At 37.7% G+C, this 19617-nt stretch carries 17 protein-coding genes and 1 pseudogene; 14 read left to right on the top strand and 4 right to left on the bottom strand.

The window, feature by feature from the left end:
- Nucleotides 1-488 precede the first annotated feature (488 nt).
- Nucleotides 489-3266 (top strand): S-layer homology domain-containing protein, encoded by a 2778-nt coding sequence (locus ACIQ7T_RS01765; RefSeq protein WP_402868273.1) that lies wholly within the window; start codon nt 489-491, stop codon nt 3264-3266.
- A gap of 101 nt (nt 3267-3367) precedes the next feature.
- Here the strand turns inward: ACIQ7T_RS01765 and ACIQ7T_RS01770 are convergent, their stop codons facing one another.
- On the bottom strand, nt 3368-4006 hold the full coding sequence (locus ACIQ7T_RS01770) for an NAD(P)H-binding protein (RefSeq protein ID WP_370082033.1): 639 nt from the start codon (nt 4004-4006) through the stop codon (nt 3368-3370).
- 152 nt (nt 4007-4158) lie between these two features.
- Between ACIQ7T_RS01770 and dpaL the strand changes: the two genes are divergently transcribed.
- From dpaL to ACIQ7T_RS01790, 4 genes are all read left to right on the top strand, one after another.
- Entirely contained in the window at nt 4159-5370 is a 1212-nt protein-coding gene (gene dpaL / locus ACIQ7T_RS01775) for a diaminopropionate ammonia-lyase (RefSeq protein ID WP_402868276.1), read from the top strand.
- 176 nt (nt 5371-5546) lie between these two features.
- Nucleotides 5547-6308, top strand: a complete 762-nt coding sequence (locus ACIQ7T_RS01780; protein WP_402868278.1) for a MerR family transcriptional regulator — start codon at nt 5547-5549, stop codon at nt 6306-6308.
- A 241-nt stretch (nt 6309-6549) separates the two neighbouring features.
- Nucleotides 6550-6999 (top strand): TraR/DksA C4-type zinc finger protein, encoded by a 450-nt coding sequence (locus ACIQ7T_RS01785; RefSeq protein WP_370082027.1) that lies wholly within the window; start codon nt 6550-6552, stop codon nt 6997-6999.
- A 48-nt stretch (nt 7000-7047) separates the two neighbouring features.
- Nucleotides 7048-7974 (top strand): dipeptidase, encoded by a 927-nt coding sequence (locus tag ACIQ7T_RS01790; RefSeq protein WP_402868280.1) that lies wholly within the window; start codon nt 7048-7050, stop codon nt 7972-7974.
- Between the two features lie 13 nt (nt 7975-7987).
- Here ACIQ7T_RS01790 and ACIQ7T_RS01795 read toward each other — a convergent pair whose 3' ends face one another.
- Entirely contained in the window at nt 7988-8908 is a 921-nt protein-coding gene (locus ACIQ7T_RS01795; protein WP_370082023.1) for a 1,4-dihydroxy-2-naphthoate polyprenyltransferase, read from the bottom strand.
- 632 nt (nt 8909-9540) lie between these two features.
- Between ACIQ7T_RS01795 and ACIQ7T_RS01800 the strand changes: the two genes are divergently transcribed.
- The 9 genes and pseudogenes from ACIQ7T_RS01800 (at nt 9541) to ACIQ7T_RS01840 (ending at nt 18468) form a co-directional block, all read left to right on the top strand.
- Entirely contained in the window at nt 9541-10926 is a 1386-nt protein-coding gene (locus ACIQ7T_RS01800) for an isochorismate synthase (RefSeq protein ID WP_370082021.1), read from the top strand.
- Nucleotides 10919-12643 carry a 2-succinyl-5-enolpyruvyl-6-hydroxy-3-cyclohexene-1-carboxylic-acid synthase gene (gene menD, locus ACIQ7T_RS01805; protein WP_402868283.1) on the top strand — a complete coding sequence of 575 codons (1725 nt, stop codon included), beginning with the start codon at nt 10919-10921 and terminating at the stop codon, nt 12641-12643. The genes ACIQ7T_RS01800 and menD overlap by 8 nt, the downstream gene beginning before the upstream one ends.
- Nucleotides 12631-13440, top strand: coding sequence for a 2-succinyl-6-hydroxy-2,4-cyclohexadiene-1-carboxylate synthase (gene menH, locus ACIQ7T_RS01810; RefSeq protein ID WP_370082017.1), 810 nt, complete (start codon nt 12631-12633; stop codon nt 13438-13440). Before menD ends, menH begins: the two co-directional genes overlap by 13 nt.
- Before the next feature lie 64 nt (nt 13441-13504).
- Entirely contained in the window at nt 13505-14323 is an 819-nt protein-coding gene (menB, locus tag ACIQ7T_RS01815) for a 1,4-dihydroxy-2-naphthoyl-CoA synthase (protein ID WP_049667407.1), read from the top strand.
- A 116-nt stretch (nt 14324-14439) separates the two neighbouring features.
- Nucleotides 14440-14643: pseudogene (locus ACIQ7T_RS01820) on the top strand (hypothetical protein); the annotation flags it as partial.
- Between the two features lie 355 nt (nt 14644-14998).
- Nucleotides 14999-16423, top strand: coding sequence for an o-succinylbenzoate--CoA ligase (locus ACIQ7T_RS01825; protein WP_402868285.1), 1425 nt, complete (start codon nt 14999-15001; stop codon nt 16421-16423).
- A 193-nt stretch (nt 16424-16616) separates the two neighbouring features.
- Nucleotides 16617-16730: a DUF3953 domain-containing protein gene (locus ACIQ7T_RS01830; RefSeq protein WP_402868287.1), complete on the top strand. Its 114-nt coding sequence runs from the start codon at nt 16617-16619 to the stop codon at nt 16728-16730.
- 219 nt (nt 16731-16949) lie between these two features.
- Nucleotides 16950-17501: a GNAT family N-acetyltransferase gene (locus ACIQ7T_RS01835; RefSeq protein ID WP_402868289.1), complete on the top strand. Its 552-nt coding sequence runs from the start codon at nt 16950-16952 to the stop codon at nt 17499-17501.
- A 253-nt stretch (nt 17502-17754) separates the two neighbouring features.
- Nucleotides 17755-18468 (top strand): MraY family glycosyltransferase, encoded by a 714-nt coding sequence (locus ACIQ7T_RS01840; RefSeq protein WP_402868291.1) that lies wholly within the window; start codon nt 17755-17757, stop codon nt 18466-18468.
- Nucleotides 18469-18750: 282 nt separating this feature from the next.
- Here the strand turns inward: ACIQ7T_RS01840 and ACIQ7T_RS01845 are convergent, their stop codons facing one another.
- Together ACIQ7T_RS01845 and ACIQ7T_RS01850 are read right to left on the bottom strand one after the other, a co-directional pair.
- Nucleotides 18751-18975 carry a hypothetical protein gene (locus ACIQ7T_RS01845; RefSeq protein WP_402868293.1) on the bottom strand — a complete coding sequence of 75 codons (225 nt, stop codon included), beginning with the start codon at nt 18973-18975 and terminating at the stop codon, nt 18751-18753.
- Between the two features lie 174 nt (nt 18976-19149).
- A complete protein-coding gene (locus ACIQ7T_RS01850; RefSeq protein WP_370082005.1) occupies nt 19150-19530 on the bottom strand; it encodes a DUF7668 domain-containing protein in 381 nt (126 codons plus the stop codon).
- Nucleotides 19531-19617 lie beyond the last annotated feature (87 nt).

The following is a 19617-nucleotide window of genomic DNA, read 5'->3' on the forward strand; positions in this document are numbered from 1 at the left end:
AGACACCGCCCTTTCACGGCGGTAACACGGGTTCGAATCCCGTACGGGTCATACTGAAATGCAGTAGATGTAATTTACATCTACTGCATTTTTTTTATGGTACTTTATCAAACATCGAAAATTCCTTTCCGCCGAACCGCTGTACAGTTAGAATAGCCCGTTCCATCGAGTTTGCTAATTCATACGATCAAATTCTTCCTCTTATCACGCTTAGAGACAATCGTATATAACCTTCATTTAGCCTTGGCTATAAACTATCTAAAAAGCCACTAAAAATCAACCTTAAGATCCGCGTCTCTCTCAAAATAAAACATTAAAACTATGCAATGCATATAGAAAAAATTAAATATAATTAGTATTTGCTTTGTGACCACTATTAATTGGACAAATAATCCATGGAAAATAGCCGTAATATTGGTATATCCTTTGGAATATATCTATCTTTCTTTTATAATGGGAATGAATAGAATTAATAGGAGGTAATAATTATGAAAAAAAAACAGAGTAAATGGATTATGAGTGCAGCGTCTGCTGCTTTGATTGCTGCAGCTGTTGTTCCTACTGCAAATGCGGCTAACTTTACAGATATTGCAAAAAATGACCATAAAGAGGCCATTTTGGCACTAGCAGATGCAAAAATTGTAGCTGGATATCCAGATGGTACGTTTAAGCCAACTGGGGTCCTTACGAAAGGTAATGTAACAAAATTTTTAGGAAAATGGCTTGAATTAGAACACTTCCAAGTGCCAGCAGACTACAATAAAAAAGTACGTTTTACAGACATGCCTACATCTTCAAAAGATCAAGAATTACTACAATATGCAGCGCTTATAAATGATACTGGTATTTTCAAAGGGACTAACAACAAGTTATTACCTTCCGAGTATATCTCTCGCGAACAAATGGCTTCTATTTTAGTACGTGCAATTGAGAAAGTTTACGATATCGATTTAATTGCGATGTATAAAAAAGAAAACTTTAAATCTTCTATTACAGATTTAAAAGTAGCTTCACCAGAAAATCATGAGGCCATCATCGCATTAGAATATGCCAAAATTACAAATGTAAAGACATTTAATCCGAAAAACACACTAACACGTGGTCAATTTTCATCGTTTTTACATCGTTCAATGACGAATATCGGTGAAATGGTAAGGGGTCCTGAAGTGGCCATCCAAACAGTTAAAGTTATAGATGCAAAAACACTACAGGTAACATTAACAGATGGGACAAGCCATAAGGTAACATTAGCGACTCCACTTACTGAAAATGTGGAAACGAAGGTAGATTTCAAAATTAATGACAAACCATATTCCGCTGTTGTTACATATGAAGTGAATGAGTTAAATGTACAATCAATTGAGGGAATTAATGCTTCTCAGATTAAAGTTGTCTTCAACCAAGCAATTGACCCACTTTCTGTGTTAAAAGCAGATGGGAAATTACAGGATAATGTTGTAGCTTTCTCTAATGTGGATACTTTAAGAGCTCTATCAGTTGTAAAAACAGAAATCAGCGCTGATAAAAAATCAATCACTTTTACAATGAATGAACCATTAAAAGGTACACATCGTTATGTGTTCAGCAACATTAAATCTGAAAAGGGCACAGTGCTTCAAAATGCAGATGCGAATTTTGTTATTGCTGGAGATACACAAGCGCCTACGATTTTAGGAACAACGCAAGGAAAAAATTCTTCAATCGTTAAAGTGCAGTTTTCTAAGCCAATGGCAGCATTTCCAAATGAACGCATTCAATTTACATTAGCAAATGGTACAAAGGTATCGAATGTAGTTGGAAGCATTGAGCAAAACTCAACTGAAGCGACATTTGACTTATCAGCTGCAACCATGAATGGTAAGTATTTAGACCCTGGTACAGCTGTTCAAATTACATTCGTAGCGGCAACAGATATGGCAGGGAACATAATTTCACCAAACCCTTCTACTGTAACAGTGAAAAAGGGAGATAAGGATGGTGTTCCACCGACGTTTTCTTCTGTTACACAAACTGGACCGAATACGTTCCAGCTATTGTTCTCAGAGGAGATTCAACCACTTTATCCATATGATCTTTCAGTCAAAAGCGGTCAGACTTCAATTTCTGTGAATTCAGTAGAGAAAGATCCTAAAAATGGTCGTTTATTTAATGTTACGGTAGATTCAAAAAGCTCGCTTCAAGGAATTACAACGATCGGTACAGCTTCTGGTCGAGTAATTACTGACTTATCAGGTGAAACGGCAACATTCTCAACAGCGTATAACTTTATAAGAGATGATAAAGCGCCGGCCCTAACGAATTCTGAAATTGTTTACGAGGATAGTGTAGAATATTTACAATTAACTTTCGATAAGCCAGTACAGTTAGGCGTTAACGCAAAAGCGTCATTTACTGGGAAATTCACGAATAATTACATTTTATATGAGGTATCAAGAGGACCCCAAAGTGATATTCAGACCGTAAAAGATCAACCTACGAAATTACGTGTTAAAATGGCAGGACTGCTAGGCATGTATGATACAAAAGGAGCTCTTTACGATGGCAAATTAAATTTATTTAATGTTACCAATTTATACGGTGTGCCAGCCACTGAAGTGCAAAATGTTAAATTTACACGTAATGGTGATTTAAATATAAATGGCAATAAATTAGCTTTATCACAATACAATGCAATTCAAACATCTGCAACAGATTATTCTATTAAAGATAATAATATTGTTTATTTAAATTTCAATTATCCTGTTGATCCTGCACTTGCTCAAAATGTTCAAAATTATAGTATTGATAATGCTCAGATAGAAAGTGCTGTTGTAGAAGGATCCAATTTAAATCGTATTAAGCTCACATTAAAAAAGGATTCAAATTATTTTAATGGCGCACGAAACTTTACGATTAAAGGCTTAAGAGCAGCAAACTCTATGGAATCATTTGACGAGGTGCGAACATCCATTAACCTTAAAGAAAATATTGCACCAAAGGTTGTGAATGTTAATGTCAGCAATTCACAAACATTAGAGCTTGTTTTCAGTGAACCAGTAACAAACGTTAATAATTTGGATTTTAATATTACAGTGAATGGTTCTTCGGTAGCAGCAACTACCTATTCACAAGGTAATGATAGAGTATTAATTACAATACCTCAGAATGGCTATTTATTTGAAAACGGCAGAAGTGTTACGATTCAAACTTCACCGCGTAATGAAATTATGGATTTTAATGGGAATAAATTAGATTTCACTTCCCAAACAATTACAGTACAAAGATAAATAAAAAGGGATTAAGCAAGAATTTCCTATGAAATAATATTTGTCTTTAACTATAAAGAATAGCATGCTGGATATATACTCAGCATGCTATTTTCTTATATCTAATGGGAGATAAACGGTGCTTTATGTACGTATTTTGTATTATCAATATGATCAATGATAAAAGTGGCTATATCTTGATTCGTAATTTTTGTACCAGGCATATCCGTCAGGTTTTCCTTTATCTGATTGGATGTTAAACTATCTTTTACAAACGGTAATCTAATTAGTGTCCATTTGATCTGTTTATTATTTGATAAAAATTTCCATTCTAATTTTTTATCTTGCATCATTTTTGAAAGGAATACTTCAAATATCTTTGCTCCTAAACGATTCATCATGCTTTTTTTGTCCTCTTTAATCGTTAGAGAACCACCTGAAACACCTATATAACGACTAATGTTTAATTCTTTCATCACATTAAAAATATTATTTGTAACTTCGCTATATATAGGTTCCTCTTTAGTTGGTTGACCAAATGTATTAATAACAACTTGACAATCTTTAAGAAGTTCTCGGATGTTTTCTATATCCTGTACCTGCCCTTTTACTATTTCAATAGCATCATTTTTATACTGTAACTTTTCAGGATTTCTAACAAGCATCCGAACATGATATCCTTTTTGTATTGCTTGAGTTGCTATATGCCTTCCTACTTTCCCTGTTCCCCCAATTATCGCTATCTTATAAACATTACCCATTATATCCCTCCTGTTGAATATATTAGTAGATATACGATAAACCTTATCAAAAGGATTCAAATTTTTCTTTTTTTAATAAAGTATGTAATATGGTTTTGTTTTGCGAATCTATAAGCTAAGATGAAAATAGAACAAGCACTAGGGGGATATGAATGAGGAAATTATTGTGGACTAACAACCAACAATATTTGTTACAGAAGAATGTAGAACAAGTAGAACCTTTTCTACGTCATTTTTCATCGGAACAAGTAAATCGTGTTGGTAAATTTCAGCGTACATATGAGAAGTTTGAAAGCACGCCATTGCGTTGTTTAAATGCTTTTGCATCATTCGTTGGGGTACAAAAAATTGTTGTAAAAGATGAATCTTATCGATTTGGCTTAAATGCATTTAAAGTATTAGGTGGCGTGTATGCAATTGGGCAGTACGTTGCCAAAAAGTTAGATAGAAATATTGATGAGCTATCGTTTGAGCAACTTAAATCACCTGAAGTAAAGGAGCAGCTTTGGGATTTAACGTTTATTTCAACGACAGATGGCAATCATGGTCGTGGAGTGGCATGGGCTGCTAGAGAACTAGGTTTGAAAGCCCGTATTTACATGCCAGCTGGTAGTGCAGAGGAACGTCTCCAAAATATTAAAAATGAAGGTGCATATGCTGAAATAACGACAATGAATTATGATGATACCGTTCGTTATACGTCACAACTAGCAATAGAAAATGGATGGATCATTATTCAAGATACGATGTGGGAAGGCTATGAGGAAATTCCGTTATGGATTATGCAAGGCTATACAACACTAATAAAAGAAGCCGTTGAGCAGTTGGAAAAAGCACCTACCCATGTATTTTTACAAGCTGGGGTTGGATCTTTTGCAGGGGCAGTTGTAGCTTTCTTACAACAATATTATGAGCAAAAGATTACATTTGTCTTAGTGGAGCCTTTTGTAGCGAATTGCTATTATGAAAGCTTTAAAGCAGGAGATGAACAGTTTGTAACGGTTGGTGGAGAGATGCAAACAATTATGGCAGGTCTTGCTTGTGGTGAGCCGAATCCGCTTGCTTGGGGCCTGTTAAAGACTTATACGAAAGTAAGTATTTGCTGTGATGAGGAAGTTGCTGCAACAGGTATGCGCATTCTAGGGAATCCGCTAGCGACAGATGCACGAATTATTGCTGGAGAATCGGGAGCTGCCCCGGTTGGATGTTTTTATGAGTTGATGACGAATAAGCAATATACAGAACTGAAGGAAACATTACAATTAGATGAAGATTCTCGGGTATTGTTTATTAACACTGAAGGTGACACAGATGTAGAAAACTACAGAAATATTGTGTGGCATGGCAAGTATTCCGAAATTTAATTAAAGTAGCAAACTAGTGATAATAAAATGTTCTAGTTTGCTTTTTTCATTTACGACGCGACTAGTCGGAACGGAAATCAACCCGACGTTATGGTAATGAGCCAATTTTTCTTGATTTTTTTCTTGACCTTAACGTTGCGTAAACATTTACAGTAGCATTAGTGGAGGTGAAAAATGTGGAATATACAATTCAAGAGCTTGCTCAATTATCTGGGGTTAGCACAAGAACACTGCGTTATTATGATGAAATTGGATTACTAAAGCCTGCAAGAACGAATGAGGCGGGCTATCGATTTTACGAACAGTTTGAAGTTGATATGCTCCAGCAAATTTTATTTTATAGAGCATTAGATATGAAGCTAGCAACAATTAAGGAAATTATTCAAGCGCCTGATTTTCAACATACAGAGGCACTGAAAACCCATCGTACTGCTTTACTGAAACGCAAGGAGCAGCTGGAAAAGATATTACAAACAGTAGAAAAAACCATTCAATCTATTGAGGAGGAACAACCAATGGCAAATGAAGAAAAATTTAATGGACTAAAAGAGAAGCTAATCGCGGAAAATGAAAAGCAATATGGTCAAGAAATTCGTGCAAAATATGGTGACAAAACGGTTGATACATCGAATGCAAAGGTAATGAATATGACAGAGGAACAGTATGAAGCAATGCAACAGCTAGAACAGCAATTATTTAATCGTTTAAAAGAAGCGATGGAAATCGGCGATACAAACAATGATGTGGCAATGGAGGTTGCAGAGCTTCATAAGCGCTGGCTTAGTTTTACATGGTCACAATATTCTAAAGAGGCACATGCAGGTATAGCTCAGATGTATATAGCGGATGAACGCTTTTCTGCATATTACGATGAGCGCGTTTCTAAAGGAGCAGCACAATTTTTACATGATGCCATCATCAGTTTCACCTTGGCGTAATTGTAGCTGACACTTTGCTTTCGCTACAGAAAACATTTTGTAGCTGTCGCTGTGCTTTCGCTACAGAAAACAATGCGTCAGGATTTTGAATTGTGCTTAGGTCTGCATGATGCAGGTTAGTTAGCTGTTGTCGCAGGAAGTGACGATTTTTAATTAAACAAAATAAATAACTCCTCTTTATGCTTTAGTGTTTTAGAAATATTAATTTAGGAAAAAATGAAGGCATGAGGAGGAGATTTTTTTGAACCCACAAGTAATGGAAAAATTAAGAAAGCAATTAGAGCAGGAACTACAGGAAATAGAACAGCAACTTGAGGAATCAGAGCGTCCACAAGCTACAGAGCTGTCTAATTATGATAATCATCCAGCTGACAATGCGAGTGACTTAACGGATCAGCTAACGGAAATGGCGATTGATGAGCACAGGGGTGATGATGCTGAGGAAATAAAGGCTGCACTAAAAGCGATGGAGGATGGTACGTATGGTAAATGCGCTGTATGTGGTGAAGAGATTCCTATAGGTCGCTTAGAAGCTATGCCGAAAGCATTGACATGTGTTGAACATGCTGAGCACAAAGAAGAAAATTTAAGACCAGTAGAGGAAGATGTGTTGTCTTCTACGCCAAGATCGGATGATTTCATAGAACTTGAGGAATTCGGCTCTTCTGACACTCCTCAAGATAAAAGTTAGTAAGCATTTTCACTCACAGGTATTATAATAGCTGTATGGGGTGAGGATATGGACATAATTGATTTACATTGCGATGCTCTATCGAAATTAACAACTTTAGAAGCGGCAAAATTTGAAGATGATGTACGTTTGCAAGCCAATCGACAGAGAGTACAATTAGGGCAGGTTAAGGCACAAGTATTTGCTATTTTTATTAATCCTAAAATTCCGCAAAGCATGCGATTTTTAGAGGCAGTGCGGCAAATTGAAGCCTTCCATACACATGTATTACAAACTGAGGGCATGGTGCATATTACGGATTGGTCGCAATTAGATACTTTAGCTCCGCATGAAATTGGTGCAATTTTAAGCTTAGAGGGCTGTGGTCCAATCGGCGAAGATTTAGCAAAGCTTGCTGCAATATTAGATGCAGGTGTGAAGTTAGTTGGCTTAACGTGGAATGAGGAAAATGCTGTGGCCCACGGTGCTGAACAGGATGCAAACCTTGGTTTAAAACCATTTGGTAAAGAGGTTATAGACTTGCTAAATAAGCGAGATATTATTATCGATGTCTCGCATTTAAATGAACAGAGTTTCTGGGATGTCTTACCACTAGCGAAGCATATCATTGCGAGCCATAGTAATGCACGTGCACTTTGCGATCATCCAAGAAATTTAACGGACGCTCAGGCAAAAGCACTTATCGAGCATGGAGGGCATATTCATGTCGTTTACTATCCGCCTTTTATCCATGACAATGCTACGATGGAGGATTTAGTAGCGCATGTGAAGCATCTAGCGAATATAGTAGGGGTAGAGCACCTTGGACTAGGTTCAGATTTCGATGGAATAGATGCTACTGTAAAAGGATTAGCACACGCAGGAGAGGCACAAAATTTGTTAGAGGCGTTACGTGAACATTTTTCAACCGAAGAAATTCGTGGTATTGCAAGTGAGAATTTTAGATGCTATGTAAAAAATGTAGCAGCCCGTTAAGGCTGCTACATTTTTAATAAAAGAAATATTGAATTAATAAACCGATTCCTAAGAGGAAGCCGAAGAATGTATTTGTTTGCGCTGTAAATTTCATCGCAGGCATAACTTCTTTCGCTTCTTTTTTATCGCGGAAAATTTGAGTCGCACGAAGTGGCTTTGGAACGCTTAAGAAAATGATTAGAGCCCAAAAAGTAATACCATCAATGGCTACAAGAGCAATTACCCATAAATACGAAACGATAAAAAAGCCAGATAGCACAGAAATGGCATTATCTCGACCTACTAAAATAGCAAGCGTTCGTCGACCACCCTCTGTATCTCCTACGATATCACGGATATTGTTGGACAGCATGATAGCTCCAACTAAAATCATACTTGGTACTGAAAGCAAAACAGCGTCTAATGTCACAGTAAGCGTTTGAATATAAAAGGCGATTAAGACAATCCCCATTCCCATAACAGCGCCAGATACAATTTCTCCAAATGGTGAATAGGCTATTGGATAAGGTCCGCCAGTGTATAAAAAACCAATAAGCATACAAACAAGCCCGACAGCAGCAAGCCACCAAGAAGTTGAGGCACATATGTAAATGCCAAGCAACATAGCGATTGCATAGAAGCTTAAGGCAATCATCATAATTGTTTTTGGTTGAACACCGTGACGCACAATCGTTCCGCCGATGCCGACAGAATTTTCATTGTCTAATCCTAGTTTGTAATCGTAATATTCATTGAACATATTTGTTGCTGCTTGTATAAGCATACTTGCAATGAGCATAGCAAAAAATAGTCCAAAATCAATTGTTTGTTTTTCAATTGCTAAAGCAATAGCTGTTCCTAAAAATACTGGAACGAATGAAGCGGTTAAAGTGTGAGGACGTGTTAAATGCCACCAAACTTTAATACCCCTATCAGCTTCAATGACTTTGGTCATAAGGTCTTTCTCTCCTTCAAATGTTGTAGACTATTCTTATTTTATACGAAGAATGAGAAAATGGATAGGTTCACAGCTTATTATATACAGTTCAGATCAATTATGCCTTGGCATAATTGCGTCCGGAATCGGCTTTGTGCTTAGGCCTGCGTGATGCAGGTCAGTTAGCCGTTATCGCATGGATGCGATGATTTTAGGCTAACATCCTATATTGAACTCCTTTCCGATTACGTGACATCCGCCGGAGGCTTTTAACTTCTTTCAGCGGCTGTTTGGACACCCGCTGAAAAGTAGCTTAAATCCGCATTCATTTCACCACCTATAGAGGAGGGAGTCTTCTGCTGAAAGAAGTTAAAAAAAATGATACAATAGAACATGCATTTATGAACTGAAAACAATAATTAAGATAATAGCAACAGTACGAAGAATAGGCTAGCAAATAAAAAATGACCCCTATTTTAACAGAAAAATATGATGTGGTAAAAGTACAAACGTTCATTTCATGATGCAAAGTTTTGGTCAATTGTGCTAAAGAAAAGCCAAAGCAGTATTTATGACTGAAAGTGTAGAACGAGTACAAAATATACCGTGTGTCATTCATTATGTACATTGCAACAACGGAGGTAATTTTCATGCAACAGAAGTGGTACCAAGCCACAGAGGTAGAAGTGGACTCTTTGGGCCAAAGCCTTCATTTTTATATGGAAACAATTGAAGTTAGTCGCTTATCGGCGCTCGCATTTTATGCAGCGGGCGAGGAGCATTATAAAGGTGAACGATTTTATTGGCAAAATAGAGAAAAAACAATGACATTAGTAGGGCTAGGACATGCCTATACGATTCAAAATAACGCCAAAAATAATCGCTTCGATGCAGTAGAAGCAGAGTGGAAAAATTTAACGAAAAACTGTGTGAAGGGACAAAGCGAGCTACAACCAATTTTGTTTGGTGGATTTACATTCGATCCACAAAATGAAGTGACTGGGGAGTGGACAGACTTTCCAGAGGCTTATTTTGCACTCGCAACATACCAGCTTGTTATCCGAGATGACAAAGCGTTTGTAAGTATTCACCTTATTTCAAAAAATGAGCAGGCAGAGTCCCAACTCGAAGCGCTACGTAAAGAGCGAGATCATTTAATTCATGCTGCTCAAGTAAAAGAAGTGAAAACGTATGCAAAGCCTGAAATCACAAGTTACTTTGAGCCATATAAGGAGCCGTATTTAGCTTCGATTGACCAAGTAACTGCATTGATTAAGCAGAAGAAGGCAGATAAAGTCGTTATTGCACGCTCACTAGCATTGCAATTTAAAGAACAAGTTTCTTCACCACAGGTACTCTCACAAATTATTCATGAGCAGCCAGAAAGCTATTTATTTGGTTTAGAACGTCAAGAATTATTGTTCTTTGGTGCGTCCCCTGAACGTCTTGTAAAAGTAGAAGAGGGCCGAGCCTTTTCATCTTGTGTTGCAGGTTCTATTAAACGTGGTAAGACAGCAGAGGAAGATGAAGCCTATGGACAAAGCTTATTAAATGATTCGAAAAATGGTGGCGAACATCAATATGTTGTCGATATGATTGCGGAAACATTCCGTAAAAATTGTGTAGAGATGACAATACCGGATGGCCCACGCTTACTAAAAATTAGAGATATACAACATTTATATACACCTGTTGAAGGTCAGTTAAATAATGAAGCAACAATATTACAACTGACAAAATCTTTACATCCAACGCCAGCTTTAGGCGGTGTGCCAAGGAAAGAGGCAATGGCAGCTATACGTAAGTATGAGCCTATGAATCGTGGGCTTTACGCTGCTCCAATTGGTTGGGTAGATGCTGATGGCAATGGGGAATTTGCAGTGGCCATTCGTTCGGCTGCTTTACTTAAGGACAAAGCTTATTTATATGCTGGTGGCGGTATTGTAGCAGATTCAGAGCCACAATCTGAATATGAGGAAACATTAGTGAAATTCCGTCCAATGCTTCGTGCGCTAGGAGGACAATTACATGAGTGAACGGAAAATTTTAACGGATTATGTTTATAAAATGGTAGCATCACTAGTGCAAGCTGGTGTTGAGAACGTTGTTGTCAGCCCTGGTTCACGTTCGACACCTTTAGCTTATGCATTTGCTTCAACGAAACAGCTCCAAATGTATCGTCAAGTTGATGAACGATCGGCTGCCTTTTTTGCGCTAGGAATTGCAAAGGCTACAGCAAAACCTGTTGTTCTTTTATGTACATCGGGAACAGCTGCGGCAAACTATTTTCCTGCCATTGTTGAAGCAAGCTATGCTCGTGTACCGTTAATCATCATTACAGCTGATCGTCCACATGAATTGCGAGAGGTGGGTGCACCACAGGCTATTCATCAGCCGAATTTATATGGTACAAATGTCAAATGGAGCGTGGATTTCCCTTTGGCAGATGGTGCTGCACCAACATTGCCGTTTATTGAGCGTCATATTGCACGTGCGGTAGCGGTGGCGATGAGCGCACCATTTGGACCAGTGCATATTAATGTACCGTTCAGAGAACCGTTGTTGATTGATTTTCGAGAGGAACTTCCAGAAGTGACATTTAAGCATAGCAGTATGGGTCAGTTAGTACCTTCAAAGGAGACTCAACAAGAGCTATCGGAGATTTTACGTGCAAGCAAAAGAGGCTTTATTATTATTGGTGAGCTAGCACTCGGTACAGATTTAACAACTATGTGGGAGTTTATTCGCCAATTAAAATGGCCGGTCATTGTCGAGAGTTTATCTAAGATGCGGTCATCTGTACCAGAAGATTGTCTGCCTTATATGATCACGACGTATGATGCCATTATGAAAAGTGAAGATTTTAAAGCATTAGTTGAACCAGATACGGTGCTACGTTTAGGAGCACAGCCTGTTTCTAAATTTATCATGCAATTTATTACTAAATCTCAGCCTAATACGTATATTGTTGTCGATGAAGATCCGATGTTCCGTGATTCTACAGGTGTGTCTACTCATTTTGTTCATGCAAGTATTGGTGAGTGGCTCACGCAATTAGAAATCTCTGAAACAGCACTTGAGACAGAGTATTTAGCTGAGTGGCAAGATGCTAATGATATTGCACTTGAGTATATTGAACATTATGCTGACGGTGCGATTGATGAGGGAGCAATGGTAAGTCGATTACTAAAAATGATTCCTAATGGCAGTGATATTTTTGTTAGTAGCAGTATGCCAGTGCGTGATATTGATACGTTTTTAATGGCGACACAGAAGGATATTCGAATTGTTGCGAATCGTGGAACGAATGGTATTGATGGTGTCGTATCAACTGCAATGGGCTTTAGTCAAGGAAATAACCGTGAAACCTACTTGCTTATTGGCGATTTAGCCTTTTTACATGATGTCAACGGTCTCATTGCTTCAAGATACCAGGAATGCAATTTGACAATGATCGTTATGAATAATGATGGCGGCGGTATTTTCTCTTATTTACCACAATCTACAGTTGAGGCACATTATGAAGATTTATTTGGTACGCCAACTGCCCTTAAATTCCATGATATTGCCAATATGTACGATATGGATTATATACGAGTAGATGATATTTCAGAGCTATCAGTAAAGTTCACTACGATGAAAAAACGACCAATGCGCTTAATTGAAATTTTCACGAATCGAGAGGAAAATGTGTATGCGCATCGAGCACTATGGAATCGCATTAACGTAGGGTTAAAAGCATGGCAAAGCTAATGATTCGAGGGCTTGAAACATACGTAGAAATCTGGAATGAAGAAGCGGAGCAAACGCTCGTGGCATTGCATGGTTTTACAGGTAGTACGGCTACATGGCGAAATTTAGCGAAGGCTCTACCTCGTGTACGAGTTATTGCCATCGATTTAATTGGGCATGGCCAAACCGTTATACCTCAACAAATTAGTCGTTTCTCTATGCAAGAACAAATCCAAGATTTAGAGGAAGTTTTTGGCCAGCTACAGCTCAAAAAATTTATGCTGCTAGGCTATTCAATGGGAGGGAGAGTTGCATTATCGTATGCAATCTCCTATCCTGAACGAATTGAAAAGCTGATTTTAGAAAGTGCTTCACCAGGTTTACGAACTGCAAAGGAACGTTCTGAACGTTGTGAGAGGGATAACGCTCTTGCTGAAAAAATAATTAGTAATGGATTGTTATCATTTGTCAATGCATGGGAAAACATTCCTTTGTTTGAATCTCAAAAGTGTTTATCACACAATGTGCAAGAAGCGATTAGGTTCGAACGACTTTCTCAGAAGGAAGAAGGCTTGGCAGGTAGTTTACGAGGCATTGGTACAGGAAGTCAACCATCAAATTGGATGGCATTGGAGAAGCTTGAATTTCCTGTACTTTTAATGACAGGCTCACTAGATGATAAATTTTGTAAAATTGCACTAGAAATGAAAGCGTTATTAAAAAATGCCAAACATACGACAGTAAATGACGCTGGACATGCAATTCATGTGGAAAATCCCGCTGAGTTTGCTACAATAGTAGAGGAGTATTTAACGTAATATAATTTTTACGTTATCGTCTCGATTTTGAACGAGACGAATTTAATTATTAGGAGGCAATTCAATGACACGTCAATGGACAAGTTTACATACTTATGAAGACATTAAGTATGAGTTCTATAACGGTATCGCAAAAATTACGATTAACCGTCCAGAAGTGCGCAACGCATTCCGACCAAAAACGGTAATGGAAATGATCGATGCTTTTTCACGTGCACGTGATGATAAAAATGTTGGAGCTATCATTTTAACTGGTGAAGGTGAGCATGCCTTCTGTTCAGGTGGAGACCAAAAAGTACGCGGTCATGGCGGCTACGTTGGTGAAGATGAGATCCCACGTCTAAACGTTCTTGATTTACAACGTTTAATCCGTGTTATTCCAAAACCTGTAGTAGCGATGGTTGCAGGCTATGCAATCGGTGGAGGACACGTATTACACGTTGTCTGTGACTTAACAATTGCTGCTGATAACGCTCGCTTTGGACAAACTGGACCAAAAGTTGGTTCATTCGATGCTGGTTATGGCTCAGGCTATCTTGCACGTATTATCGGTCATAAAAAGGCGCGTGAAATTTGGTTCCTTTGCCGTCAATACGATGCACAACAAGCACTTGATATGGGATTAGTTAACACAGTTGTTCCTTATGAGCAATTAGAAGATGAAACTGTACAATGGTGTGAAGAAATGCTACAAATGTCTCCAACTGCTCTACGCTTCTTAAAAGCAGCAATGAATGCAGATACAGACGGTTTAGCTGGTCTTCAACAAATGGCTGGCGACGCTACTCTTCTTTACTACACAACAGATGAAGCTAAAGAAGGTCGTGACGCATTCAAAGAAAAACGTCAACCAGATTTCGGTCAATTCCCAAGATTCCCTTGATTACCTGAAACGTTTAAACGGCTCGTATCTTAATGAGATACGAGCTTTTTGTATATCTAAAGGGCCGAGACGGATAGACTTGCTAGAGCGACGGCACAAGGTGCGTTAGCGGCGGAAAGGCGTGCGTTAGCGGCGGAAGAGGGTGCGTTAGCGGCGGAAGAGGGTGCGTTAGCGGCGGAAAGGCGTGCGTTAGCGGCGGAAAGGCGTGCGTTAGCGGCGGAAAGGCGTGCGTTAGCGGCGGAAAGGCGTGCGTTAGCGGCGGAAGAGGGTGCGTTAGCGGCGGAAGAGGGTGCGTTAGCGACGGAACAGAGTGCATTTAGCGACGGAACAGAGTGCATTTAGCGGCGGAACAGAGTGCATTAGCGGCGGAAGAGGGTGCATTAGCGGCGGAAGAGGGTGCGTTAGTGGCGGAAGAGGGTGCGTTAGCGGCGGAAGAGGGTGCGTTAGCGGCGGAACGGGATGCATTAGCAGCGGAAGAGGGTGCGTTAGCGGCGGAACCCCGTGCATTAGCAGCGGAACCCATGCATAAGCGACGGAACCCATGCATAAGCGTCGGAACACCATGCTTTGCAGTGGAACCGCACGCCAAAGCGGCAAAAACCCTATGTCAGAGCACCGAATAGACGGATGATGCGATAAAGCGGTAAGATTAAGGCTGATTGGAGGAATAATGAGATGTATTTAAATTGGATTTTACAGCGAGCGTATTTAACACCTTTACGAAACGGTTTAACATATAATGGGCAGACTTGGACGTTTCAAGAATTAAATGATTTATCGTTGAAACGTGCTCGTCAACTTACAGCACTGGATATAAAACAAGGGGACCGTATTGCAATAATGGGTCCGAGTAAGCCTTCCCTTGTCATTATGATGTACGCGTGTATGCATTTACAATGCGAAATGGTTATGCTAAATCGTAGGCTAACACAGGATGAAATTGCCTATCAGCTAGAGGATTCAGAGGCTATGGCGATATTAATTGCCGATGAGGATATAGAAAAATTACCATCACATACGTCTTATTATTTATTTTCTACTATAGAAAAAAGTACAGAAGCGGCTATTGATATTACGAAAGAATGGTCTTTAAACCAAACAACATCGATTATGTATACATCTGGTACGACTGGTTTTCCAAAGGGCGTTTGTCAAACTGTCGGAAATCATCAGGCAAGTGCAACGGCCTCCGTTTTAAATATTGGTTTACATGCAGAGGATACTTGGTTATGTGCGGTACCACTTTTTCATATTAGTGGATTTTCTATTTTAGTGCGCTCACTATTGTACGGCAATAAAGTGCATTTATATGATCAATTTGATGCAGAAGCCATTTCCAAAAATATAATGGATGGCGAGGTTACACATATGTCGGTAGTCGCTGTCACATTGGAAAGGATTTTACATACCCTTGAACAGAAAAACGCACAAGCCTCACCGAAGTTTAAAATGATGCTAGCAGGTGGTGGACCAGTGCCAGAAGATTATTTAAAGAGAGCGCATGCATTAAATTTAGCTGTAGCTCAAACATATGGTATGACTGAAACCTCGTCACAAACTGCAACATTAGCAAATGAAGATGCGATGCAAAAAATTGGTTCTGCGGGAAAACCATTATTTTTTAATCAAATTCGCATTGCTGAGCCGAATGACAACGGTGAAGGAGAAATTTGCATACGTGGCCCACATGTTACACCAGGGTACATTGGTCGTTTTGCTCAAAAAGATGCAACGATTGATGGTTGGCTCCATACGGGGGATATTGGTTATATAGATGAAGATGGTTATTTATTTGTCATTGATCGTCGGGCTGATTTAATTATTTCAGGTGGCGAAAATATTTATCCTGCTGAAATCGAAAATGTACTACTTACACACCCTGCTGTTAAGGAAGCGGGAGTATGTGGAATCGATGATGATGCGTGGGGGCAAGTACCAATCGCCTTTGTTGTATTAAAAGAAGAAGTACAGGCAGAGCAAATACTAGCATTTTGTCAAAAGAAGCTTGCTAAATATAAAATACCAAAAGAAATTATTGTTACGGACGAGCTCCCTCGAAACGGTGCCAACAAATTACTTCGTAGAAAATTAATGAATTAATAACAAAAAGAAGCCTTCGTTGATAAGATGGCTTCTTTTCGTGTTGGTGAAAAAATTATAAAGTATGGATCTTCGGCAAAACGAGTGGTTGATTTCCGTACCGATTGAGCGCTTTGGTGCTGACGTAGCAGCAGGCAATATAAATGGAGGAATTTGCTTGATGCTCTCCAACGCAGAATAGCGAGTAGCGTCAATGGGGTTAGTGATAGGTATTTCTGAATTAAAAGTAAATCCAAGAATGAGTGCAATAATATCTTTCCTTGAATCTGCGTTTGCTCTTTTAGTTTGCTTCTATATTTCTAACTAGCAAGGGCGTTGACCAAGAAAGATTAATGCTCTCTTTTATTGAATTTTGATCAGGTTAACAAAATTTATTTAATCGAAATTGGTTAAATGATACAATAATAACATTACAAGGAAAGGTGTGATAAAGATGAAACACATTAATTTCAACAAGGTGATTGAAAAGTAGAGGGAATCTTCTTTTCAATCAATGAATTTAAAAATTATTGAAAAGAGGAATTGTATGTACAAAGATAACGAATTAATAATCCGTCCAATTGAGGAACAAGACTTATCGAAACTATGGGAGTTAATTTATAAAGAAGATGCACCAGAATGGAAGAAATGGGATGCACCTTACTTTCCGCATAAATCCATTCCGTTTGAAAAATTCATGGAAACTGCACCAACATGGGTTGGTAAAGAGAATATGTGGGTTATCACAGTAGATGAAGTCGTATGTGGGATTGTTTCTTATTATTTTGAAGATGAACAATCTGTCTGGTTGGAATTAGGTATTGTTATACACGAAGGTCAAAATTGGAATAAAGGAATAGGGACTCGTTCTCTAAAACTTTGGCTTAATCATATATTTAATTCATTACCACTTGTCAGAGTAGGTTTAACTACTTGGTCAGGGAATGATAGAATGATCCGGGTTGGAGAGAAATTAGGTATGCAAATGGAAGCTCGTATCAGAAAAGTACGCTTTTATGAAGACAATTATTATGATTCTATTCGTATGGGCATTTTAAGAGAAGAATGGGAAGCATTAAAACCTGCTTTGGAAATTTAAGTAAACAAGAGTTGGCTTAACAACTGTTGTGTTATTAAATATGATTGTGAAAGTTTGCACTTAAAGTAACGGGGGTTTTACTTGAAGATCATTGAGTTGCATATGCAGCTCTTTTTTTCTTTATTGAACTAACGAAGCAGTTTAGTTCAATAAGCATCACTATTGTATTTAGTTATTTTTCCATATGTTGTATAATTTGGGTAGTAATATTTAACTTTTAGTATTTTTAATAAATTATTTCGGGAGGTAAAACTTGTTATATTTAGCTTTATTAATTGGCATCGTTTCAATTGTAATTACAGATAAGCTTACGCAAGCTTTTAAATTATCAAGCATTTGGGGGATGATTGGTCAAATTTGTGCATCACTTGTAATAATAATGGTCGGCAAACTTGAGGTTAGTGATATTAATCTAGGTAATCACTTTGAATTAGGATATTTGACGATTCCGTTTACGTTATTATGTCTTGTAGGTTTTACAAATGTAATGAATATAGAAAAAGTGCAAAATCTTTCAATATTGCTGTTGCCATTCGTTTCTTTAGTTTGTTTCTCAATGGCTGCTTTCGTCATAGGCCATTCATTTGTTTTAATAACGGGAATTTGTGCCAGTTTAACGATTATGTTTATTCTGCTATACGGCTATTTTTCAGGTAAAGCATTTGTAGGAAGAACTCTTGCTACGTCAATAGGCTTCGTAATAGCAGTACTTTCAATATCCCTTATTAAAATATCTATTATAACAATTTATATTCCGATATTTACTTTAGCGATACCACTCACTTTATATTATTTTATTAAAGATAAATTTACGAGTATACAATTAATTACAGTTAGCACTTTAACAGCTATTTTATTTGGTGTATTAATGTTCATAGTTCCTTTTCATATAATGTGGTATCTCGTTGTTGGGTTAACGATTATTTTGGTCATCACGCAATTTTCACGTAAATATCGCTTTATTTAGAAACTAAAGTTCTTTTTAAACTCCCATGAAAGAATTTAATCATCTTTCATTTTCTGTGGTGTAGCGCTGGTTTTTGCGCTACATGGATGGCGAACGGGTGCTTTACTTCAAGATAAGATGGGATTCCACAGAGGTTTCACCTTGTTCTTATTCAACTAACGGTGCAGGTTAGTTGAATAGCAATTAGGTGTGATTGGAAGAATTGTCGATGATATAAAAAAGACACCGAAGTGTCTTATGTATTTTCAAATTAAGCTTATGGACAACTTGGAATTTGAAGGGTTAATCATAATAGTGAAATTCAAAACCGTCTTCTGGTTCGCCAATTTCATATCCCAATAATTTTGTAGCTCTATTCTTAAATAATGCAATCCATTCATTCCATTCTTCTGATGGTAATTTAGCATAGAATTGTAATCCACTTGATTCAATACTTACTTCTATCAATTTACCATCTGAACCATACCACTGTGGAAAGCCGTTTACAAAGTTGTTCCAGTTAGGCATTTCTCTATATAAACACTCCAACTTATCCCAAACTTCTTGTGGGGCAGAATAATGAATATTCAAATTAATGTTGTATATTTCCATATGTTCTCCTTTTCATATTTAGATTTATAAGTTGTTAATTCTTGATTTTATTCGCTAATTCAACCAAAAGTCGAACTTCTGAATCTTGTTTTACTGTGGGTCAACTGTGATAAAAACACTTTTTAATCCATCATCCGTATATAAAAACTCCATTTGTAAACACATATCTGCCAATTTTGAATTTGAAGTTAAATCATAATCAACAGCAAATCCACTGTTATCATTGAATTCATAGAAGTTGATTTGTGAATATTCGTATTTTGGGTGGAAATTACATGGAGCGCCAAATTCATCAAATGAATCAAATCTATTTAAGTTTAATGTTTCTTGGACATAATAGAATAACTCACCAATATCATCCACTTCAGATTCATCCACATAATTTAAAATGTTTTCATATTCTTTACTGTGCATTACTTTTAATATATTAGTAATAACAGTTAAAGCATATTGTTTATCTTCACTTTTCATATTGAACCTCCAAATTCTAATTTGTCTTTCTATTCAACTGTATAATATCATACAATTTGTGAGAAAATTCACTTAAACTAACAGGGC

The organism is Lysinibacillus sp. NPDC096212 (assembly GCF_044763105.1).
Taxonomy (GTDB): Bacteria; Bacillota; Bacilli; order Bacillales_A; family Planococcaceae; genus Lysinibacillus.

What these genes read in the sequence shown, in the direction of transcription:
- ACIQ7T_RS01770 (WP_370082033.1), bottom strand. Translation starts at nt 4,006, where the DNA reads ATGGGTAATGTTTATAAGATAGCGATAATTGGGGGAACAGGGAAAGTA.
- menD (WP_402868283.1), top strand. Translation starts at nt 10,919, where the DNA reads ATGAGTGAACGGAAAATTTTAACGGATTATGTTTATAAAATGGTAGCA.
- ACIQ7T_RS01850 (WP_370082005.1), bottom strand. Translation starts at nt 19,530, where the DNA reads ATGAAAAGTGAAGATAAACAATATGCTTTAACTGTTATTACTAATATA.
- menB (WP_049667407.1), top strand. Translation starts at nt 13,505, where the DNA reads ATGACACGTCAATGGACAAGTTTACATACTTATGAAGACATTAAGTAT.
- ACIQ7T_RS01835 (WP_402868289.1), top strand. Translation starts at nt 16,950, where the DNA reads ATGTACAAAGATAACGAATTAATAATCCGTCCAATTGAGGAACAAGAC.
- ACIQ7T_RS01825 (WP_402868285.1), top strand. Translation starts at nt 14,999, where the DNA reads ATGTATTTAAATTGGATTTTACAGCGAGCGTATTTAACACCTTTACGA.
- dpaL (WP_402868276.1), top strand. Translation starts at nt 4,159, where the DNA reads ATGAGGAAATTATTGTGGACTAACAACCAACAATATTTGTTACAGAAG.
- ACIQ7T_RS01830 (WP_402868287.1), top strand. Translation starts at nt 16,617, where the DNA reads ATGGGGTTAGTGATAGGTATTTCTGAATTAAAAGTAAATCCAAGAATG.
- ACIQ7T_RS01795 (WP_370082023.1), bottom strand. Translation starts at nt 8,908, where the DNA reads ATGACCAAAGTCATTGAAGCTGATAGGGGTATTAAAGTTTGGTGGCAT.
- ACIQ7T_RS01845 (WP_402868293.1), bottom strand. Translation starts at nt 18,975, where the DNA reads ATGCCTAACTGGAACAACTTTGTAAACGGCTTTCCACAGTGGTATGGT.
- ACIQ7T_RS01790 (WP_402868280.1), top strand. Translation starts at nt 7,048, where the DNA reads ATGGACATAATTGATTTACATTGCGATGCTCTATCGAAATTAACAACT.
- menH (WP_370082017.1), top strand. Translation starts at nt 12,631, where the DNA reads ATGGCAAAGCTAATGATTCGAGGGCTTGAAACATACGTAGAAATCTGG.
- ACIQ7T_RS01800 (WP_370082021.1), top strand. Translation starts at nt 9,541, where the DNA reads ATGCAACAGAAGTGGTACCAAGCCACAGAGGTAGAAGTGGACTCTTTG.
- ACIQ7T_RS01765 (WP_402868273.1), top strand. Translation starts at nt 489, where the DNA reads ATGAAAAAAAAACAGAGTAAATGGATTATGAGTGCAGCGTCTGCTGCT.